General features: G+C 59.9%; 16 protein-coding genes. 10 read left to right on the top strand and 6 right to left on the bottom strand.

The features are described from left to right. Positions 1-24 precede the first annotated feature (24 nt). The gene (locus CX511_RS15975; protein ID WP_101292758.1) at positions 25-1167 is read left to right on the top strand and encodes an acetyltransferase domain-containing protein; all 1143 of its coding nucleotides are present in this window, start codon (positions 25-27) and stop codon (positions 1165-1167) included. 7 nt (positions 1168-1174) lie between these two features. Here CX511_RS15975 and CX511_RS15970 read toward each other — a convergent pair whose 3' ends face one another. Further along, a complete protein-coding gene (locus tag CX511_RS15970; protein WP_045183271.1) occupies positions 1175-1903 on the bottom strand; it encodes a DUF899 domain-containing protein in 729 nt (242 codons plus the stop codon). 228 nt (positions 1904-2131) lie between these two features. Here CX511_RS15970 and CX511_RS15965 point away from each other — a divergent pair, with 228 nt between their 5' ends. The 9 genes from CX511_RS15965 to ahpF all read left to right on the top strand — a co-directional run bounded on the left by CX511_RS15965 (position 2132) and on the right by ahpF (position 12698). After that, entirely contained in the window at positions 2132-2782 is a 651-nt protein-coding gene (locus CX511_RS15965) for a c-type cytochrome (RefSeq protein ID WP_101292760.1), read from the top strand. A 62-nt stretch (positions 2783-2844) separates the two neighbouring features. Continuing rightward, positions 2845-3690 carry a c-type cytochrome gene (locus CX511_RS15960; RefSeq protein ID WP_373432761.1) on the top strand — a complete coding sequence of 282 codons (846 nt, stop codon included), beginning with the start codon at positions 2845-2847 and terminating at the stop codon, positions 3688-3690. Positions 3691-3930: 240 nt separating this feature from the next. After that, on the top strand, positions 3931-4770 hold the full coding sequence (gene galU / locus CX511_RS15955; protein ID WP_045183266.1) for a UTP--glucose-1-phosphate uridylyltransferase GalU: 840 nt from the start codon (positions 3931-3933) through the stop codon (positions 4768-4770). A gap of 96 nt (positions 4771-4866) precedes the next feature. Continuing rightward, positions 4867-6225, top strand: coding sequence for a glutathione-disulfide reductase (gorA, locus tag CX511_RS15950; protein WP_045183265.1), 1359 nt, complete (start codon positions 4867-4869; stop codon positions 6223-6225). A 195-nt stretch (positions 6226-6420) separates the two neighbouring features. After that, positions 6421-6948 carry a fimbrial protein gene (locus tag CX511_RS15945; RefSeq protein WP_045183264.1) on the top strand — a complete coding sequence of 176 codons (528 nt, stop codon included), beginning with the start codon at positions 6421-6423 and terminating at the stop codon, positions 6946-6948. Positions 6949-7011: 63 nt separating this feature from the next. Further along, complete coding sequence (locus CX511_RS15940; protein ID WP_101292762.1) at positions 7012-7752, top strand: fimbrial biogenesis chaperone; 741 nt, start codon at positions 7012-7014, stop codon at positions 7750-7752. Positions 7753-7772: 20 nt separating this feature from the next. Beyond that, the gene (locus CX511_RS15935; RefSeq protein WP_101292764.1) at positions 7773-10316 is read left to right on the top strand and encodes a fimbria/pilus outer membrane usher protein; all 2544 of its coding nucleotides are present in this window, start codon (positions 7773-7775) and stop codon (positions 10314-10316) included. Between the two features lie 134 nt (positions 10317-10450). Further along, on the top strand, positions 10451-11014 hold the full coding sequence (gene ahpC / locus CX511_RS15930; protein WP_038612379.1) for an alkyl hydroperoxide reductase subunit C: 564 nt from the start codon (positions 10451-10453) through the stop codon (positions 11012-11014). A 121-nt stretch (positions 11015-11135) separates the two neighbouring features. Beyond that, positions 11136-12698 (top strand): alkyl hydroperoxide reductase subunit F, encoded by a 1563-nt coding sequence (ahpF, locus tag CX511_RS15925; RefSeq protein ID WP_045183261.1) that lies wholly within the window; start codon positions 11136-11138, stop codon positions 12696-12698. A 213-nt stretch (positions 12699-12911) separates the two neighbouring features. On the opposite strand, the gene CX511_RS15920 is transcribed toward ahpF, so the two are convergent. The 5 genes from CX511_RS15920 to CX511_RS15900 all read right to left on the bottom strand — a co-directional run bounded on the left by CX511_RS15920 (position 12912) and on the right by CX511_RS15900 (position 16348). After that, positions 12912-13754, bottom strand: a complete 843-nt coding sequence (locus tag CX511_RS15920) for a helix-turn-helix transcriptional regulator (RefSeq protein ID WP_045183259.1) — start codon at positions 13752-13754, stop codon at positions 12912-12914. Continuing rightward, positions 13751-14074, bottom strand: a complete 324-nt coding sequence (locus CX511_RS15915) for an AzlD domain-containing protein (protein ID WP_101291948.1) — start codon at positions 14072-14074, stop codon at positions 13751-13753. The genes CX511_RS15920 and CX511_RS15915 overlap by 4 nt, the downstream gene beginning before the upstream one ends. Then, positions 14071-14769: an AzlC family ABC transporter permease gene (locus CX511_RS15910; protein WP_101291956.1), complete on the bottom strand. Its 699-nt coding sequence runs from the start codon at positions 14767-14769 to the stop codon at positions 14071-14073. Before CX511_RS15910 ends, CX511_RS15915 begins: the two co-directional genes overlap by 4 nt. A gap of 104 nt (positions 14770-14873) precedes the next feature. Continuing rightward, complete coding sequence (locus CX511_RS15905) at positions 14874-15605, bottom strand: hypothetical protein (protein WP_101291949.1); 732 nt, start codon at positions 15603-15605, stop codon at positions 14874-14876. A 32-nt stretch (positions 15606-15637) separates the two neighbouring features. Continuing rightward, positions 15638-16348: a LysE family translocator gene (locus CX511_RS15900; RefSeq protein WP_082071313.1), complete on the bottom strand. Its 711-nt coding sequence runs from the start codon at positions 16346-16348 to the stop codon at positions 15638-15640. Positions 16349-16359: the final 11 nt, after the last annotated feature.

The following is a 16359-nucleotide window of genomic DNA, read 5'->3' as shown; positions in this document are numbered from 1 at the left end:
CGTTATATTTGTCTTGAGCCCGTCATGCCTTCGAGCCACTCCCGCCTGCAATCGATCGACGCCTTACGTGGTCTGGTGATGCTGTTCATGTTACTTGACCACGTGCGCGAAACCTTCTTCCTGCACCGTCAGGTCAGCGATCCGATGGATGCCTTGAGTGTTGAACCTGAACTGTTCTTCACTCGTTTGCTCAGCGCCCTGTGTGCCCCAGTGTTCATCTTTCTGACCGGCTTATCGGCCTGGCTCTACAGCCAGAAGCACAACCGCCGTGACACCTCAATGTTTCTGCTCAAGCGTGGCCTGTTTCTGGTGCTGCTGGAGCTGACTCTGGTCAACCTGGCCTGGAATGGCACCTTGATGCCGCAGACGCTGTGGTTGCAAGTGATCTGGTGCATCGGCATCTGCATGATCGTCCTGGCGGCAGCCCTGCATCTGTCGCGCGGGGTGTTGCTGGTGCTTGGCGCATTGATTGTGACCGGGCACAACTTGCTTGATCCGCTGCTGTTCAGCAGCGACTCACCCTGGTTCGTGCCATGGGCGATCCTGCACCAGCGCGAATTTATCGACGTGGTCGGGGACACTCGGGCGCGTACCACCTATCCAGTACTGCCATGGATCGGTGTGATTCTGCTGGGGTGGGGCGCCGGGCCCTGGTTCGCGCAACGCACCGAACCGGACGAGCGCCTCAGGCTATTGGTGCGCTGGGGTGCAGGGTTGCTGCTGGCGTTTGTGGCCGTTCGTTATGTGAATGCTTATGGCGAGCAACCTTGGGTGGCGACCGGGGATGCCTTGCGCACCAGCATGAGCTTCCTCAGCGCGCGCAAGTACCCGCCGTCGCTGATGTTCCTGCTCCCGACCCTGGGCCTGTGCCTGTTGTTGCTGGCCATGCTGGAGCGGTACCAGGCCCGGCGTTGGGTGCCCGTGCTCGCGCTGTTTGGGGCCGCGCCGATGTTTTTCTATTTGCTGCATCTCTATGTGCTCAAAGCGCTGTACTGGCTAGCGCTGGCGCTGTGGGGCGCGAACCAGGGCGACTACTTCGGCGTTGCCCACGTCCGTAGTCTCTGGTTATGCAGCGTGGTCCTGGCAGTTGTGTTGTATCCCCCGACGCGCTGGTTCGCGGCGCTCAAACAGCGACGTCGGGATATTGCCTGGCTCAAGTACTTCTGAGGTGGAGTCAGTCGTGGCAGCACTGCGCTTTGACGGCGTCGGCCCCTTCATAACGGTCGTGATGGCGTACCCAGTCCATGGTGCCTTCTTCGTTGCGGCCCTTGGGCATCAGGTCGAGGAAGTTGTAGGCGCCGACCAGGATGTCCAGGCCGCGGGCATAGCTTGAATAGGTATGAAAGATCGTCCCGTCGGCATCGCGATAGAACACGCTCAAGCCGGGCAGTTCGGTTTCGTCGCCAGTGTACGGCTCGTAGTTGTACTGGCTGCTGCCATCGTCGCTGACACTGACACCGAATGCCTTGTTGAAGGGGCTACCGTGGGACGAGACCCAGGGGAATTTCCAGCCCATGCGTTGCTTGAACGCCTGGAACTCGGCAAACGGCGCCTGTGACACGGCGACCAGTGAAACATCGTGATGGGCCAAATGCAGATTGGCGCCGTCGAAGTGATCGGCGAGATACGAGCAGCCGGGGCAACCTTCGCTCCAGCCCTCGCCGAACATGAAGTGATAGACCAGCAGCTGACTGCGCCCAGCGAACAGATCGGCCAGGCTCAGCGGGCCGTGGGGGCCCTCGAAGCTGTAGGGCTGTTCGACGCGAACCCAGGGCAGGGCACGCCGGGCTCTGCTCAGCTCGTCGCGCTGATGGGTCAGGGCTTTTTCATGCAACAGCAATTGCCGGCGGGCACTGAGCCATTCGCTGCGGGAAACCACTTGCGGGTTGCGGTAGTTGTCCATGGTCACGCTCCAGCGGAGGAATGTAACCCTGGTCGTTCGGGCGCGAAGCGAATCGACAGGATGGGCAGAAATGACCGATCGGGCTGATGAGCGGTAAGGCGTGCGCAAGCTAAACGTTTCAGCTGGCGTTTGGCCATTCTCGACATTGTCGGTGACGCGGGATGGGCCTACTATTCTTAGGCTTATGAAAAAAAAGCCTAAGCTTATAATAAAAGAATGGAGTCCGTGATGATCCCAATGGATCGAATCCTGATGAGTAGCCTGCTGCTGTTCTCAGTCACTGCCGTGCATGCCGCCGATGGTCAGAAAATCTTTACTCAAGGCGGGCAAAACCCTGCTGCAATGGCCTGTCTGAGCTGCCATGGTGCAGACGCCAAGGGCATCGCGGCGGCCGGCTTTCCGCGCCTGGCCGGGTTGCCAGCCGCCTACCTGAGCAAACAACTGCACGATTTTCGCTCTGGTAGTCGCAAGCATCCGATTATGGAGCCCCTGGCCAAGGCCCTTAGTGATGACGAAATCCAGGCGGTGACCACCACGCTGGCAGCCATGCCTAGCGATGCAGTAGCTGATACGCGCAGGCAGCAGATGGCTGCCGATGCCACGCAGAAGCTGGCGTTGTACGGCGACTGGAATCGCAAGATCCCGGGGTGTGTGCAATGCCATGGCCCCGGCGGTGCCGGGGTGGGCGAGCATTTCCCGCCGTTGGCCCATCAGCCAGCCACTTACCTGGTTGCGCAGCTCAATGCCTGGCGTGACGGCAGTCGCAGCAATGACCCGAACCAGCTGATGGTGGGGGTGGCCAAGGCTATGACTGACGAGGAAGTCAAGGCGGTGGTCGAGTATTTCGCCAATCCCGCCAGCCAGGAGGTCAAACCATGAAACCACTCATGTTCGCAGCCCTGGCGCTGACCCTGGGTACTGCCCACGCCGCACCCATCGCTATGGAAGATCAGTCGCAGCTCAAGGTGCCAGCGGCCAATAGTGCACCGGGATTTGCCCCGCCATCGGAAAGTGAATTGCCGGACAACGCCTTTGGCAAGATGGTCCGTCAGGGCCATGCGCTGTTTGTCGATACGCGGCGGCTGTTGCCGGATAAAGTCGGCAACGGTCTGAACTGCAGCAACTGCCACCTTGATCAAGGCCGTCTAGGCAACTCGGCGCCACTCTGGGGCGCGTATCCCATGTACCCGGCTTATCGTAAGAAAAATGACAAGGTCAACACCTTTGCCGAACGCATCCAGGGGTGCTTCCAGTTCAGTATGAACGGTACACCGCCGGCCGCTGACAGTCCGGAAATGACCGCGCTATCGGTCTATGCCTACTGGTTGGCGAGCAAGGCGCCGATTGGCGTAGAAACCCCCGGCCGTGGCTATCCAGAGGTGGCGCAGCCAGCCCAGGGCTATGACTTCAAGCGCGGCGAGCAGGTGTACCAGCAGCAGTGTGCGATCTGTCACGGCGCCGACGGGCAGGGGCAGAAGGTGGCGAAGGATTATGTTATGCCGCCCCTGTGGGGCAAGGACTCGTACAACTGGGGCGCTGGCATGCACCGGATCAACACCGCAGCCTCGTTTATCAAGTACAACATGCCGTTGGGCAAACCGGGCAGCCTGAGCGACCAGCAGGCTTGGGATGTTGCCGCATTTATCAACCGTCATGAGCGGCCGCAGGATCCGCGTCTGGTGGAGGGGTCGATCGAGAAAACCCGGCTCAAGTACCACGCCAATGATGGGGTTAACCTGTATGGGCAGAAGGTTGAGGGTGTGCTGATTGGGCAGGGGGCCTTATAACGGAACACGTGCAAGCCCGCCTCTACAGCGCTGTAGACGCGGGGCTGCCTCTGCGATTTGGCAGGTGGCAATGCCCACGCCTAGTCCCAATACCCACAATTTTTATGTTCCATGGGAACTATCTCTACTAGGATTTCTCTATCATGGCAGCGATTGACCGTTGGCGGGGCATTGTAAGCTGACCGCCGCCTGATTAGACTGCGCCGAATTTCGTACGCAAAGCCCTTGTTAAGGACGTATATGATCAAGAAATGCTTGTTCCCGGCAGCCGGTTACGGCACCCGCTTCCTGCCTGCTACCAAAGCCATGCCCAAGGAAATGCTGCCGGTGGTAAACAAGCCACTGATCCAGTACGGCGTTGAAGAGGCGTTGGACGCTGGGCTGAACGAGATCTCCATGGTTACCGGCCGCGGCAAGCGCGCCCTGGAAGATCACTTCGACATCAGCTACGAGCTGGAAAACCAGATCAAAGGCACCGACAAGGAAAAATACCTGGTCGGTATCCGTCGTCTGCTCGACGAGTGTTCGTTCTCCTACACCCGTCAGACTGAAATGAAAGGCCTGGGCCACGCGATTCTGACCGGTCGCCCGCTGATCGGTGATGAGCCGTTCGCCGTGGTGCTGGCGGATGACCTGTGCGTCAACCTCGACGGTGACGGCGTGCTCAAGCAAATGGTCAAGCTGTACAAACAATACCGCTGCACCATTGTTGCCATCATGGAAGTCGACCCGCAGGAAACCAGCAAATACGGTGTGATCTCCGGTGACCTGATCGGCGATGACCTGTACCGTGTACGCAACATGGTCGAAAAACCAAAACCTGAAGATGCCCCGTCGAACCTGGCGATCATCGGCCGCTACATCATGACCCCGGACATCTTCAAACTGATTGAAGAAACCGAGCCGGGCAAGGGCGGTGAGATCCAGATCACCGACGCACTGATGAAACAGGCCCAGGATGGCTGCGTTATTGCCTACAAGTTCAAGGGCAAGCGCTTTGACTGCGGCGGCGCCGAAGGCTACATCGACGCCACCAACTTCTGCTTCGAGAACTTGTACAAGACCGGTAAGGCTTACTGAGCCCGGTACTAGCGGTTTGACAAAGCCACCTTCGGGTGGCTTTTTTGTTCCTGGCCGTTACTGGAGGTATGCTGACGGCCTGCCAAGGAGACTGAGATGGCCTACGATTTTGATCTGTTCGTGATTGGTGCCGGGTCCGGCGGTGTGCGCGCTGCGCGTTTTGCTGCGGGTTTCGGGGCAAAAGTGGCGGTTGCTGAAAGCCGTTACCTGGGGGGCACCTGTGTCAATGTCGGCTGTGTGCCGAAAAAACTGCTGGTCTACGGCGCGCATTTTGCCGATGACTTCGAGCAGGCCGCAGGCTTTGGCTGGTCGTTGGAAGACGCCCAATTCGACTGGGGCCAGTTGATCGCCAACAAGAACCGCGAAATCTCGCGGCTTAATGGCATCTATCGCAACTTGCTGGTCAACAGCGGGGTGACCTTGCTGGAAGGCCACGCCAAGCTCACGGGCGCCCATGAAGTGGAAGTCGATGGCCAGCGCTACAGCGCCGAGCACATTCTGATTGCCACCGGCGGCTGGCCGCAGATTCCGGATATTCCAGGCAAGGATCTAGCGATCAGTTCCAACGAGGCGTTCTTCCTCAAGGACCTGCCCAAGCGTGTGCTGGTGGTCGGTGGCGGCTATATCGCCGTCGAGTTTGCTGGCATCTTCCAGGGCCTGGGGGCGAAAACTTCGCTGCTGTACCGTGGCGACCTGTTTTTGCGCGGTTTTGACGGTGCCGTGCGCACGCACCTTAAGGAAGAGCTGGAAAAGCGCGGCATGGACTTGCAGTTCAACAGCGACATCCAGCGCATCGATCGCCTGGACGACGGTAGTCTCAAGGCCACCCTCAAAGACGGCCGTGAGCTGGTCACCGACTGTGTGTTCTACGCCACTGGGCGCCGACCGATGCTCGACAACCTGGGCCTGGAAAACACCGGCGTGGAGCTTGACCCGCGCGGGTTCATTCGTGTCGATGACTTGTACCAGACCACCGAACCGTCAATTCTGGCGATTGGCGATGTGATCGGTCGTGTACAGCTGACGCCCGTGGCCCTGGCCGAAGGCATGGCGGTGGTCCGGCGTTTGTTTAAGCCCGAGCAGTACCGTGCGGTGGACTACCAGAATATTCCAACGGCGGTGTTCAGCCAGCCACCTATCGGTACCGTTGGCCTGACCGAGGAGCAGGCGCTGGAGCAGGGGCACAAGGTGCAGATCTTCGAAAGCCGTTTCCGGCCGATGAAGCTGACCTTGACCGAGGTTCAGGAAAAGACCCTGATGAAGCTGGTGGTCGATGCTGACACCGACCGGGTGCTGGGCTGCCATATGGTTGGCCCGGACGCGGGTGAAATCATCCAGGGCCTTGGCATTGCGCTGAAGGCCGGCGCGACCAAGCAGCAGTTCGATGAAACCATTGGTGTGCACCCGACCGCTGCCGAAGAGTTCGTCACCCTGCGCACGCCCGTTTCGCGTTGAGTCACGCCCCTGCGAGTCGACCTCGCAGGGGCAGTGTCATTTCCTACCACAGCCGTAACGAAAAACGCTTTTCCTGGCTACCACAGCTGACATTCGTCGATAGGGACATTCCAGATACTGACCGGGCGATGCGTAGTCGCATCCAATCAGGTCAGGGCCTGATTGCTCCCTACAAACAAACGACGGAATGTCACGATGAACGCTACAAAAAAATCCCTTCTGGCGCTGGGGTGCAGCCTGCTGCTGAGTGTTGGGGTAGCCCAGGCCAGTGGCCAGATGAGTTTCAGCGGTACCGTTCTGGCAGGAACTTGTGAAGTCAATGGTGGCCACAACAACGTTGCGGTAATCCTGCCTCCTGTGTCCTCCAGCCTGTTGCGCAATCCGGGTCAGATCGCTGGCAACACGCCATTTGAGTTGAGGCTGAGCAACTGCTCGGCCGGTTTGAATCGCGTTGCCACCTATTTTGAAGCCGGTCCGACCGTTAACCCGCAAGGGCGACTGATCGTTGATACCGGTGGCAGCAATAACGTTGAAGTGCAACTGCGCAACCACAACAACGTCGCAATGAACCTGGCAGGTGCCCAAGGCAGCCAGAACTCCCAGGTGGTCGACATCACTAGCGGCCAGGCACTGCTCAGCTACTCGGCTGAATACTACTCATTGGGTAACACCACCCCAGGGCTGGTGAACACCCGAGTGCAGTACACCTTGATCTACCCGTAAATCCCCCCGGCAGCCCGCCAAGGGCTGCTTTCTCCCTGGTCTGGTCGCCTCAGGAAAACACCGATGAAACGAAACTGCCTGCCATTCTGGTGCGGGTGGCTGCTGGCTGCCTGTCTGTTCAGTGGTGCGGTCAACGCCAATGTGGTCATTTCTACTACCCGCGTGATTTATCCCGCCGAAGCGTCGGAAGTCACAGTAAGCCTGAGTAATGCCGGGCAGCATCCCTCGTTGGTCCAGGTATGGATCGATGACGGCGGGGCAGACGTCGCGGTCGAACAACTACAGGTGCCTTTGAGCCTGACTCCGGCACTGTTTCGCCTCGAACCGGGCAAGGGTCAGACGCTGCGGTTGTTTCAGGGCGAGCATAGTCTGCCTGCAGACCGCGAGAGCCTGTACTGGCTCAATGTGCTCGACATCCCGCCCAAGGCCCAAGGTAATGCCTTGCAGGTGTCCCTGCGCTCGCGGATCAAGCTGCTCTACCGCCCTCAGGGGCTGCCGGGCACCGCCTCACAGGCTGCACAAACGTTGAGTTGGCGCCTGGTCAAGTACAACGACGCGTGGATGCTTGAGGCGCATAACCCCAGCCGCTTCTTCGTCAACCTCAGTGAACTGGCGGTGCAAGTGGGCACGCGTCGACACGAGGCAGCCAGCAGTCATATCGCGCCCATGTCAACGCAACAGTTTGCAGTGCCGGGTTTGCTGCAAACCCGGCACGAGACGGCCACCGTGCACGTTGCCAGCGTCAATGACTATGGCGCCGTCTTGCCAGCGCAGCAGCCTGCCGTGGTTGTGCGCACGCCCTGAGCGCGCTGGAGTCCAGATCAATGAGTACGATTTCTGCCGGCCTCCAGCGGCTGGCGGTGCGGTTACTGCTGTGCATTGCCATTGTGTCGGCGAGTCGTTGGGCCCAGGCGGACGCTCTGGAATTTGATCCCAGGTTTCTGCACGGTGAACGCGGCACGGGTACCGATGTCAGCCGTTTTCAGCACGCGAGTGCAGTCCCTGAAGGTGACCCGCTCCTGGACCTGGTGATCAACGAGCAGTGGAGCGGACGTTGGCCAGTGCCCCTGCGTCGGCAAGGCCAAGACGTGCAAGCCAGCCCTTGCTACAGCGACGCCTTGCTTCAAACCCTGGCCATTGACCAGGCACAGCTTGCAGCGTCTGTTCGCGAGCAATTGCAACAGGCGGATGGCTGTTTGCCGTTGTCGGCACTTGGGCTTGAGGCCAGCGAACACCTGGATTTTTCGGGGTTACGGCTAAGCCTGAAGGTTGCCCAGCAGGCAATGCTGTACACCCCGCGCGATTACTTGCCGCCGGAGCAGTGGGACAGTGGTACTCCTGCGGCCTTTGTCGATTACCGCCTTAACCTGTTCAGTCAACACAACCGCAGCGATGATCAGCGCTGGAGTCAGACGTTTCTGGGGCTGCGCAGCGGTGTCAATGCCGGTGCCTGGTATTGGCGCCATGAAGGGACGCTACAGGTGGGAGACGGCATCGAGCGTGGTTATCAACCGGTGCGCACCTATGTGCAGCGCGATGTTGTCCCGTGGAGGGCGCAACTGACCCTCGGGGAAGCCTATAGCCGGGGCGAGGTATTTGACAGCATCGCCTATGTAGGCCTGGGCCTGGGCAGTGACGAGCGCATGCTGCCAGCGTCGCAGCGCGGTTTTGCACCGACCGTCAGTGGCATTGCCTACAGCACCGCGTTGCTGACCATACGCCAGCGTGGGGTGGTGTTGCATGAGTCGACGGTGCCGGCCGGACCGTTCGAAATCAACGACCTGTATGCTAACGGGTTCAGTGATGACCTGCAGGTGACGTTGCGGGAAGCCGATGGAAATGAGCGTACATTCATCGTGCCTTACCAGGCGGCGCCACTGGCCTTGCGCCCCGGTGCCAGTCGCTTTGATTTCAGCCTCGGACGCTGGCGCGATGGCCTGGGGGCCACCGCAGCGGAGCATGTTCAAGGCAGTTGGCAGCAGGGCTTGAACAACCGCTTGAGTCTGCATGGCGGTGTGCTGGGGGCTGACGGCTACCAGTCCGCGGCGCTGGGGGCGACCTTGAACAGCCCTTTGGGGGCCGTGGCGCTGACAGTGCTGCAGTCACGTGCAGCGCTAGGCGAGCCCGATCAAACCAGTGGTCAGGCGCTGCGCCTGAACTGGCGCCAGGTAATGGCCTCATCAATGACCGACCTGAACGCCAGCTTGACCAGCAGTGATTACGGTTATCTAGGTTTCAATGACTTTGCCCGTACGCAGCACAATCCCAGTGTGGCCCTGCTTGAGCTGCCGCGCTCACGCCTTCGCGCAAGCCTTGCGCTCAATCAAGGCCTGGGTGAGCAGGGTGGACGGGTGCAACTGCAGGCCACGCGCACGCAACGGTGGGGACAAGCGGGAAGCGACTTGAGCTACTCAGTGGGTTATTTCCACCATCACGGCGTGATGGGCTATGGGATCACGGCCAGCCGTGAGCAATATGCTTCGACCGGGCACCGCAACCAGGTCGGCTTGACCTTGAGCATGCCACTGGGTGACACCCGACGTAGTTCGTTAGTCAGTACCCTCAGTAGCGATGGCAGGGGCCAGGCCGTGAGCAATACCCGGCTAAACACCACCGCCGGTGAGCATAGTCAGTGGGGGTACGGCCTGGGGCTGACCACGCGGCATGCTCCGAACGACGACACAGCCGGGCTGGATGCCAATCTGCTCTATCGCGGTCCGGTGGCGGAAGTCAGCGGTTCGTTAGCCCAGCACAGCGACTACCGCCAGGCCTCATTGGGCGTTCGCGGTGCGCTTGTTGGTCACGCCGCCGGGCTGACCGGTGCGCAATCGCTTGGCGAGAGTTTTGCCATCGTGCATGCACCGGGCGCGGCGCGGGCACGGCTCAAACAGGCACCGCAGGTACAGTTGGATGCACGTGGTTATGGCGTGCTGCCGCACTTGACGCCTTACAGCGTCAATACCGTGGAGCTGGACCCCAAAGGTACCTCGCAGGATGTCGAATTGCAGATCAGCAGCCAGCGCGTGGTGCCGCGTGCCGGTGCCGCATCGTTGTTGTATTACCCGACCCGCAGCGGCCGCAGCGCCTTGATCGATGCGCGACGGGAGGATGGCAGTGCCTTGCCGTTCGGTGCCCAGGTGCTGGATGAGCGCGGTGAGGAACTGGGGATGGTTGGCCAGGGTAGCCGCTTGCATGTACGCGGCATCAATGAGCAGGGGCGCTTGCAGGTGCGTTGGGGGGAGGGCCTGGAGCAACACTGCACACTCTTCTATCAACTACCGGACAGCAAACAGAAAGCGAGAGCGCCAATTGTGCTGACGGCCACCTGCGGCGCAGCCGGTAACGATCGCCTGCAGGCCTGGTTATGAGGGTTCAACCTATTTGGCACGGTACTTATAGCCAAAACCAATCAACAACATGAGCTTTACCAATGAGCATTGAGCGAATGTATTAGATACGATTTCCCCATCAGATTTTTCAACCCCCTGAAGGAGAGTCACTCATGCCTATCATCAACAGCCAGGTAAAACCGTTCAAAGCCACTGCTTACCACCAGGGCAAGTTCGTCGAAGTGTCTGAAGCCGACCTCAAGGGCAAATGGTCCGTGGTGTTCTTCTACCCAGCCGACTTCACCTTCGTCTGCCCGACCGAGCTGGGCGACCTGGCCGACAACTACGCCGAATTCAAAGACCTGGGCGTGGAAATCTACGGTGTGTCCACCGACACCCACTTCACCCACAAAGCCTGGCACGACACCTCGGACACCATCGGCAAGATCCAGTACCCACTGATCGGTGACCCGACCCACGTGATTTCGCGCAACTTCGACGTGCTGATCGAAGAAGCCGGTATCGCTGACCGTGGCACCTTCGTGATCAACCCAGAAGGTCAGATCAAGATCGTCGAACTGAACGACGGTGGTGTAGGCCGTGACGCCAGCGAACTGCTGCGCAAGATCAAGGCTGCCCAGTACGTTGCCGCTCACCCAGGTGAAGTCTGCCCGGCCAAGTGGAAAGAAGGCGAAGCCACTCTGGCGCCATCGCTGGACCTGGTCGGCAAGATCTAAGACCGTGAGCCAGCTGAGGGCGGTGGCCTACCGCACCTGACGTTGTCACCGCCCCGCAAAACGCCCGGGCGCTTTCGCCCGGGCGTTTTTATTTCTACCGTTTGAAAAAGGAATCGCCCGTATGTTGGACGCCACGCTTAAAACTCAGTTGAAAACCTACCTGGAGCGGGTCACTCAGCCGATCGAGATCGTTGCTTCCCTCGATGACGGCGCGAAGTCCCGCGAATTGCGCGACCTGCTGGTGGAAATTGCCAGCCTGTCCACATTGATTACCTTGCGTGAGGACGGCAGCGACGCCCGTCGCCCATCGTTCTCGCTCAATCGCCCTGGTGCCGACATCAGCCTGCGCTTTGCCGGTATTCCCATGGGCCACGAGTTCACCTCGCTGGTGCTCGCGTTGCTGCAGGTCGGCGGTCACCCGTCCAAGGCCAGCGCCGAAGTGATCGAGCAGATCAGTGCCCTTAAGGGTGAATTCAACTTCGAAACCTACTTCTCACTGTCATGCCAGAACTGTCCGGACGTGGTCCAGGCGCTGAACCTGATGGCGGTGCTCAACCCTAATGTGCGCCATGTCGCTATCGACGGTGCGCTGTTCCAGGACGAGGTCGAATCGCGCAAGGTCATGGCCGTGCCGAGCGTCTACCTCAATGGCGAAGTCTTCGGCCAGGGCCGCATGGGCCTGGAAGAGATCATCAGCAAGCTGGACACCAGCGCTGGTGAGCGCCAGGCCGAGAAGATCAATGCCAAGGACGCCTTTGACGTGCTGGTGGTCGGTGGTGGCCCGGCCGGTGCCGCAGCGGCTATTTACGCCGCGCGTAAAGGCATCCGTACTGGGGTCGCGGCTGAACGTTTTGGTGGCCAGGTACTCGACACCATGGCGATCGAGAACTTTATCTCGGTCCAGGAAACCGAAGGCCCGAAACTGGCCATGGCCCTGGAAGAGCACGTCAAGCAGTACGACGTCGACATCATGAACCTGCAGCGCGGGGAAGCACTGATTCCCGGCACCGACGGTGGTCTGCACGAAGTGCGCCTGGCCAGTGGCGCCTCGCTCAAGGCCAAGACCGTGATCCTCGCCACTGGCGCGCGCTGGCGCGAAATGAACGTGCCAGGTGAGAAAGAGTACCGTAGCCGCGGCGTTGCCTACTGCCCGCACTGCGATGGCCCGTTGTTCAAAGGCAAGCGCGTGGCCGTGATTGGTGGTGGTAACTCCGGTGTCGAAGCAGCGATTGATCTGGCCGGTATTGTTGCCCAGGTCACGCTGATCGAATTCGACAGCCAGTTGCGTGCCGACGCGGTCCTGCAGCGCAAGCTGCACAGCCTGCCGAACGTCAAAGTAATCACCCATGCGCTGACCACCGAAGTGCTGGGTGATGGTGAGAAGGTCAACGGTCTGCGTTACAAGGACCGCAACAGTGATGAACTGCATGACATCGCGCTGGAAGGGATCTTTGTCCAGATCGGCTTGCTGCCTAATACTGACTGGCTCAAAGGCACCGTAGAGCTGACTCCGCGTGGCGAGATTATTGTCGATGCCCGTGGCCAGACCAACCTGCCAGGTGTGTTTGCCGCCGGTGACGTCACCACCGTGCCGTACAAGCAGATCGTGATTGCAGTGGGCGAGGGGGCCAAAGCTTCGCTGGCGGCCTTCGATCACCTGATCCGGACGTCAGCACCGGCGTAACGCTCCACATCGCGGGGCCAGCCCGTTCCTACACAGTCGGTAGGAGCGGGCTGGCCCCGCGATTGCATTGCTAGGCTCTGTACAAAAAGCCTTGATACTCGGTGATGCTGCGTTGAAAACAGCCTCGGAATGCTCATTTACAACCCGTAAACTCCGCTTCCTCGGCTGTTTTCGCCTTGCCTGACCTTCGTCTCAGAACTTTTCATACAGAGCCTAGATCAACCGCTCACCGACGCACGCCCGCCGATACTCGCCGGGCGTCACGCCATACGCCTGCTTGAACTGTCGGTTCAAATGGCTCTGATCAGAAAAGCCCAAGGCAAAGGCCACGTTAAACGGCAGGCAGTCGTTTTTCAGGAGCTCCCGGGCACGGCTCAGGCGCCGTTGCTTGAGCCAAGCATGGGGCGGCACGCCGGTAGCCTGGCGAAATACTCGAGCGAAATGGAAGGGCGAGAGGTTGACCGAGTCGGCCAACTCTTGCAGTGACGGCGGGTAGGCCAGGCGACTGTCCATCAGTTCCTTGGCCCGGGCCACGGCGCAGGGTTCGTTGCCGGGCTGGCGCACACTGGCGACGCGGGCATGGCGTTGCACCAGCAGCAACACGGCCTCGCGCCAGGCGGTTTGTTGCTCCAGGGCACTGGCGCCTTGTTCAGCCGAACAGTGCAGCCAGCTGAACGCCTTGGCCAGTTGTGGGTCATGAAGGACGCTGGCGTCGAAAAAGGGCAGGCCGTCACGCTTGAGCTCCAGCTCGTCCAGCACACCAGTGATGCGCTCACTGTCCGGGTAAAAGCCGCGGTAGCGCCAGCCTTGCTCGTGTGCCTTGGCGCCGGTGTGCAGTTCATCCGGATTGATCAGCACCATGCTGCCCACCGGTGCCAGGTGCTCACTGCCGCGGTGCCAAAAGCGCTGGGCACCGGACTCGATGATGGTGATCACATAGCCTTCATGCACATGCGGGGCAAACCGTTGCTGGAAATACCGAGCGTGTAACAACTCGATATCGTCCAACGCCGATGCTTGCCAGAAGCGGGTCTGTTCCTGTGGGGCGAGGTTCATGGACTGCCGTTTAACCACCAGCGAAAGACGAAAAATAAAGCCATGCTCACCAGCATGCTGATCAAGGTGCTGCGGGTCAACAGGACCAGTACCACTGCCACTACCGAACCGAGCAGGTAAGGGTTGGTCAGGCTCAGGTCGAGTTGATGGCCAGGCAGGAAAATGATCGGCCCGCAGATCGCGGTGAGCATGCCCGGTACGGCAAAGCCGAGAAACTGCCGCGCATTGGAGCTCAGGCGCAGTGGCAAGCGCGGCTCGAGAAAGGCGTAGCGGTTGAGAAACACCAGCAAGCCCATACCGATAATCAAGGCAAAGATCATGTGCGTGCCCCGCTGAATTTCTGACAGATAAAGCCAGCGCTCATGCCCAATAGCCCGGCAGCTACCAGGCCGGTTTCCCACTGCCAGAAACTGAACAGTACCGAACTGAACAACGACACCGCGACGCAAACCACCGTAGGCACGTTGCGCACCAATGGCGCGATCAGCGCGACAAAGGTGGCGACGATGGAGAAGTCCAGGCCAAGCTGGTCCAGGTGCGGGATGTTTTGGCCGAGGATGATGCCCGCCAGGGTGAACAGATTCCAGGCGATGTAGAAGGTCAGGCCCACACCGAGCGCATACCAGCGATTGAACTGTTGTTGATCATATTGGCTGGTAAGGGCAAAGAACTCGTCGGTGAGCAGAAAACCCAGGCCCAAGCGCCAGCGGGTGGGTAGCCCTGACAGCACTGGGCGCATCGACAGACCATAGAGCAGGTGCTGTGAGGTCAGCAGCAAGGTGGTCAACAGAATCGAAAACAGGTTGGCCCCGCCCTTGATCATGCCAATCGCCACCAACTGGGCGGCGCCGGCAAAAACAATGGCCGACAGGCCCTGGCCTTCCCACGGGCTAAGGTTGGCTTCGATGGCCATAGAACCGGCCAGCAGGCCCCAGGGGGCAACGGCCAGCGACAAGGGCAGGATAGCAATGGCGCCCTGGATAAAGGCTTGGCGGGCGAACGGCGGATTGGACATGGAGATCTGCGACAGCTGAACAAGGTTGCACAGCATGCCAGAGCCGTGCGCAGGTGACTTGAACGATCTTGCTGTGCAACCTCACCCGCTCGTTACGCTTAACCTCAGGGATGGCTGCTGAGCATGCGTTGTCGGACCGCGAAACAGCCGTTCAGATCGACGGCTTTCTGCCAATAAGACTGACGTAGGTCCGGGTTGCTGTTGCCTTGCAGCCGGTAGATTTCTGCCTGGTAGTCGCGCTGACGACCCCACTGCAAGGCCAGCCCCTGCGGCTGTTCACGGTTGCACAGCAAGCGTTCGGCCGGTTGCGGGTAGTAGGGTGCGTAGCGGGTGGCCATGCTTGGGATATTGTCCAGAGCCTTGGCAAATGCTGCACTTTCCCGGTAATCCGAGCACCAGGCCTCAATCCCCAGGGCTGAGGGTGCAAAGCCTTGGCCAAGGCTGGTTTTCAACAGCGGGCAGGCCGCTGACGGTATCTGCTCGGCAGGCAGGTAGGTCATGTAGTAGAGCGCCAGGCGGTAGCGTGCCACCGGATGGTCCAGCTCCACGGCTTTCTTCAACAGGCTCACGGCAGGTGCCAGGGTGCGGCCCATGGCCTGGCCCTGTTGTGCCAGGTCTTGGTCGGTGGTGCTGGTCTTGAGACTGAAGCTGTTGTTCTGATTGTCGGCTTGCTCCAGCAGGGGCAGGGCCTGGCGGTACAGCAGGTCGGCATGGGGGTCGATGCGCAGGCCATCAGCTATGGCGCATGCCGGTGCAAGCGTGCCAAACAGGGCAGCTAACAGCGGTGCGCGGAGCAGGGTGAAGGCTGCGTGGCGTGGTGTCTGGTGGCTGGGCATCAAAATAGTAATGTGACGGTGATGTTCAGGATTCAAGCCAACTGTCCGTAGTGGGGTTCGAAGGTGCCTGTCATGGACTCAAGCATTCTACCCGTTGTAGGACCGGTCTCGAAAGCCATGAAACCGTCGAGCCAGAGCGTATGGAGATTATAAAGCAGGCCCATAGCAGCCATCACCAGTAGCAGCGCACCGCTGGTCAGGCTGATCAGCTGCTGGCGCCGTGGGGTTGCCAGTTTGTTGGTCAACAAGATGAGCAGCCCTAGTATGGCGATATCGAGCATTAGCCAGACCAGAGAAAGTAGTAACAGGCTGTGACTCACCTGAGAAGTGATCTGGATGAACTGTGGGAATAAGGCCACGAAGAACAGAATGTCCTTAGGGTTTGACACCCCGATGGCAAACCCTTGCCACAGGCCTCCTTGCCCAGACACGGTCATCGCGGCATCGGCTGTTGGCGCTACTGTCTGGCGCAGGCTGCAAGCCGCCCGATAGCCGATGAACAGGCAGCCCAGCACGCTAACCAGGGTCAGCCAGCGCGGATCAATCACCGCACTGGTGAGAATCAGGCTGGCGGCCATGGCAATCAGCACGAGTGAAGCGCCGTTGGTGCCCAGGGCCGTCAACAGCGCCTGGCGCCGACCACCGGTGGCAGCGGTGTGGATCACCAGTGCCACGACCGGTCCTGGTGTGGCAATCAACAGTGTCACAGTCAATACATAGGTCAGCAGCAACGCAGTATTCATCAGGGCGCTCG

Source organism: Pseudomonas sp. S06B 330, from assembly GCF_002845275.2.
In the GTDB taxonomy this organism is placed as follows: Bacteria; Pseudomonadota; Gammaproteobacteria; order Pseudomonadales; family Pseudomonadaceae; genus Aquipseudomonas.
This window is presented reverse-complemented; position numbering and strand designations above follow the sequence as displayed.

Excerpts from the sequence above, each read along its gene's own strand:
- CX511_RS15975 (WP_101292758.1), top strand. The coding sequence starts at position 25 with ATGCCTTCGAGCCACTCCCGCCTGCAATCGATCGACGCCTTACGTGGT.
- CX511_RS15970 (WP_045183271.1), bottom strand. The coding sequence starts at position 1,903 with ATGGACAACTACCGCAACCCGCAAGTGGTTTCCCGCAGCGAATGGCTC.
- CX511_RS15965 (WP_101292760.1), top strand. The coding sequence starts at position 2,132 with ATGATCCCAATGGATCGAATCCTGATGAGTAGCCTGCTGCTGTTCTCA.
- CX511_RS15960 (WP_373432761.1), top strand. The coding sequence starts at position 2,845 with ATGGAAGATCAGTCGCAGCTCAAGGTGCCAGCGGCCAATAGTGCACCG.
- galU (WP_045183266.1), top strand. The coding sequence starts at position 3,931 with ATGATCAAGAAATGCTTGTTCCCGGCAGCCGGTTACGGCACCCGCTTC.
- gorA (WP_045183265.1), top strand. The coding sequence starts at position 4,867 with ATGGCCTACGATTTTGATCTGTTCGTGATTGGTGCCGGGTCCGGCGGT.
- CX511_RS15945 (WP_045183264.1), top strand. The coding sequence starts at position 6,421 with ATGAACGCTACAAAAAAATCCCTTCTGGCGCTGGGGTGCAGCCTGCTG.
- CX511_RS15940 (WP_101292762.1), top strand. The coding sequence starts at position 7,012 with ATGAAACGAAACTGCCTGCCATTCTGGTGCGGGTGGCTGCTGGCTGCC.
- CX511_RS15935 (WP_101292764.1), top strand. The coding sequence starts at position 7,773 with ATGAGTACGATTTCTGCCGGCCTCCAGCGGCTGGCGGTGCGGTTACTG.
- ahpC (WP_038612379.1), top strand. The coding sequence starts at position 10,451 with ATGCCTATCATCAACAGCCAGGTAAAACCGTTCAAAGCCACTGCTTAC.
- ahpF (WP_045183261.1), top strand. The coding sequence starts at position 11,136 with ATGTTGGACGCCACGCTTAAAACTCAGTTGAAAACCTACCTGGAGCGG.
- CX511_RS15920 (WP_045183259.1), bottom strand. The coding sequence starts at position 13,754 with ATGAACCTCGCCCCACAGGAACAGACCCGCTTCTGGCAAGCATCGGCG.
- CX511_RS15915 (WP_101291948.1), bottom strand. The coding sequence starts at position 14,074 with ATGATCTTTGCCTTGATTATCGGTATGGGCTTGCTGGTGTTTCTCAAC.
- CX511_RS15910 (WP_101291956.1), bottom strand. The coding sequence starts at position 14,769 with ATGTCCAATCCGCCGTTCGCCCGCCAAGCCTTTATCCAGGGCGCCATT.
- CX511_RS15905 (WP_101291949.1), bottom strand. The coding sequence starts at position 15,605 with ATGCCCAGCCACCAGACACCACGCCACGCAGCCTTCACCCTGCTCCGC.
- CX511_RS15900 (WP_082071313.1), bottom strand. The coding sequence starts at position 16,348 with ATGAATACTGCGTTGCTGCTGACCTATGTATTGACTGTGACACTGTTG.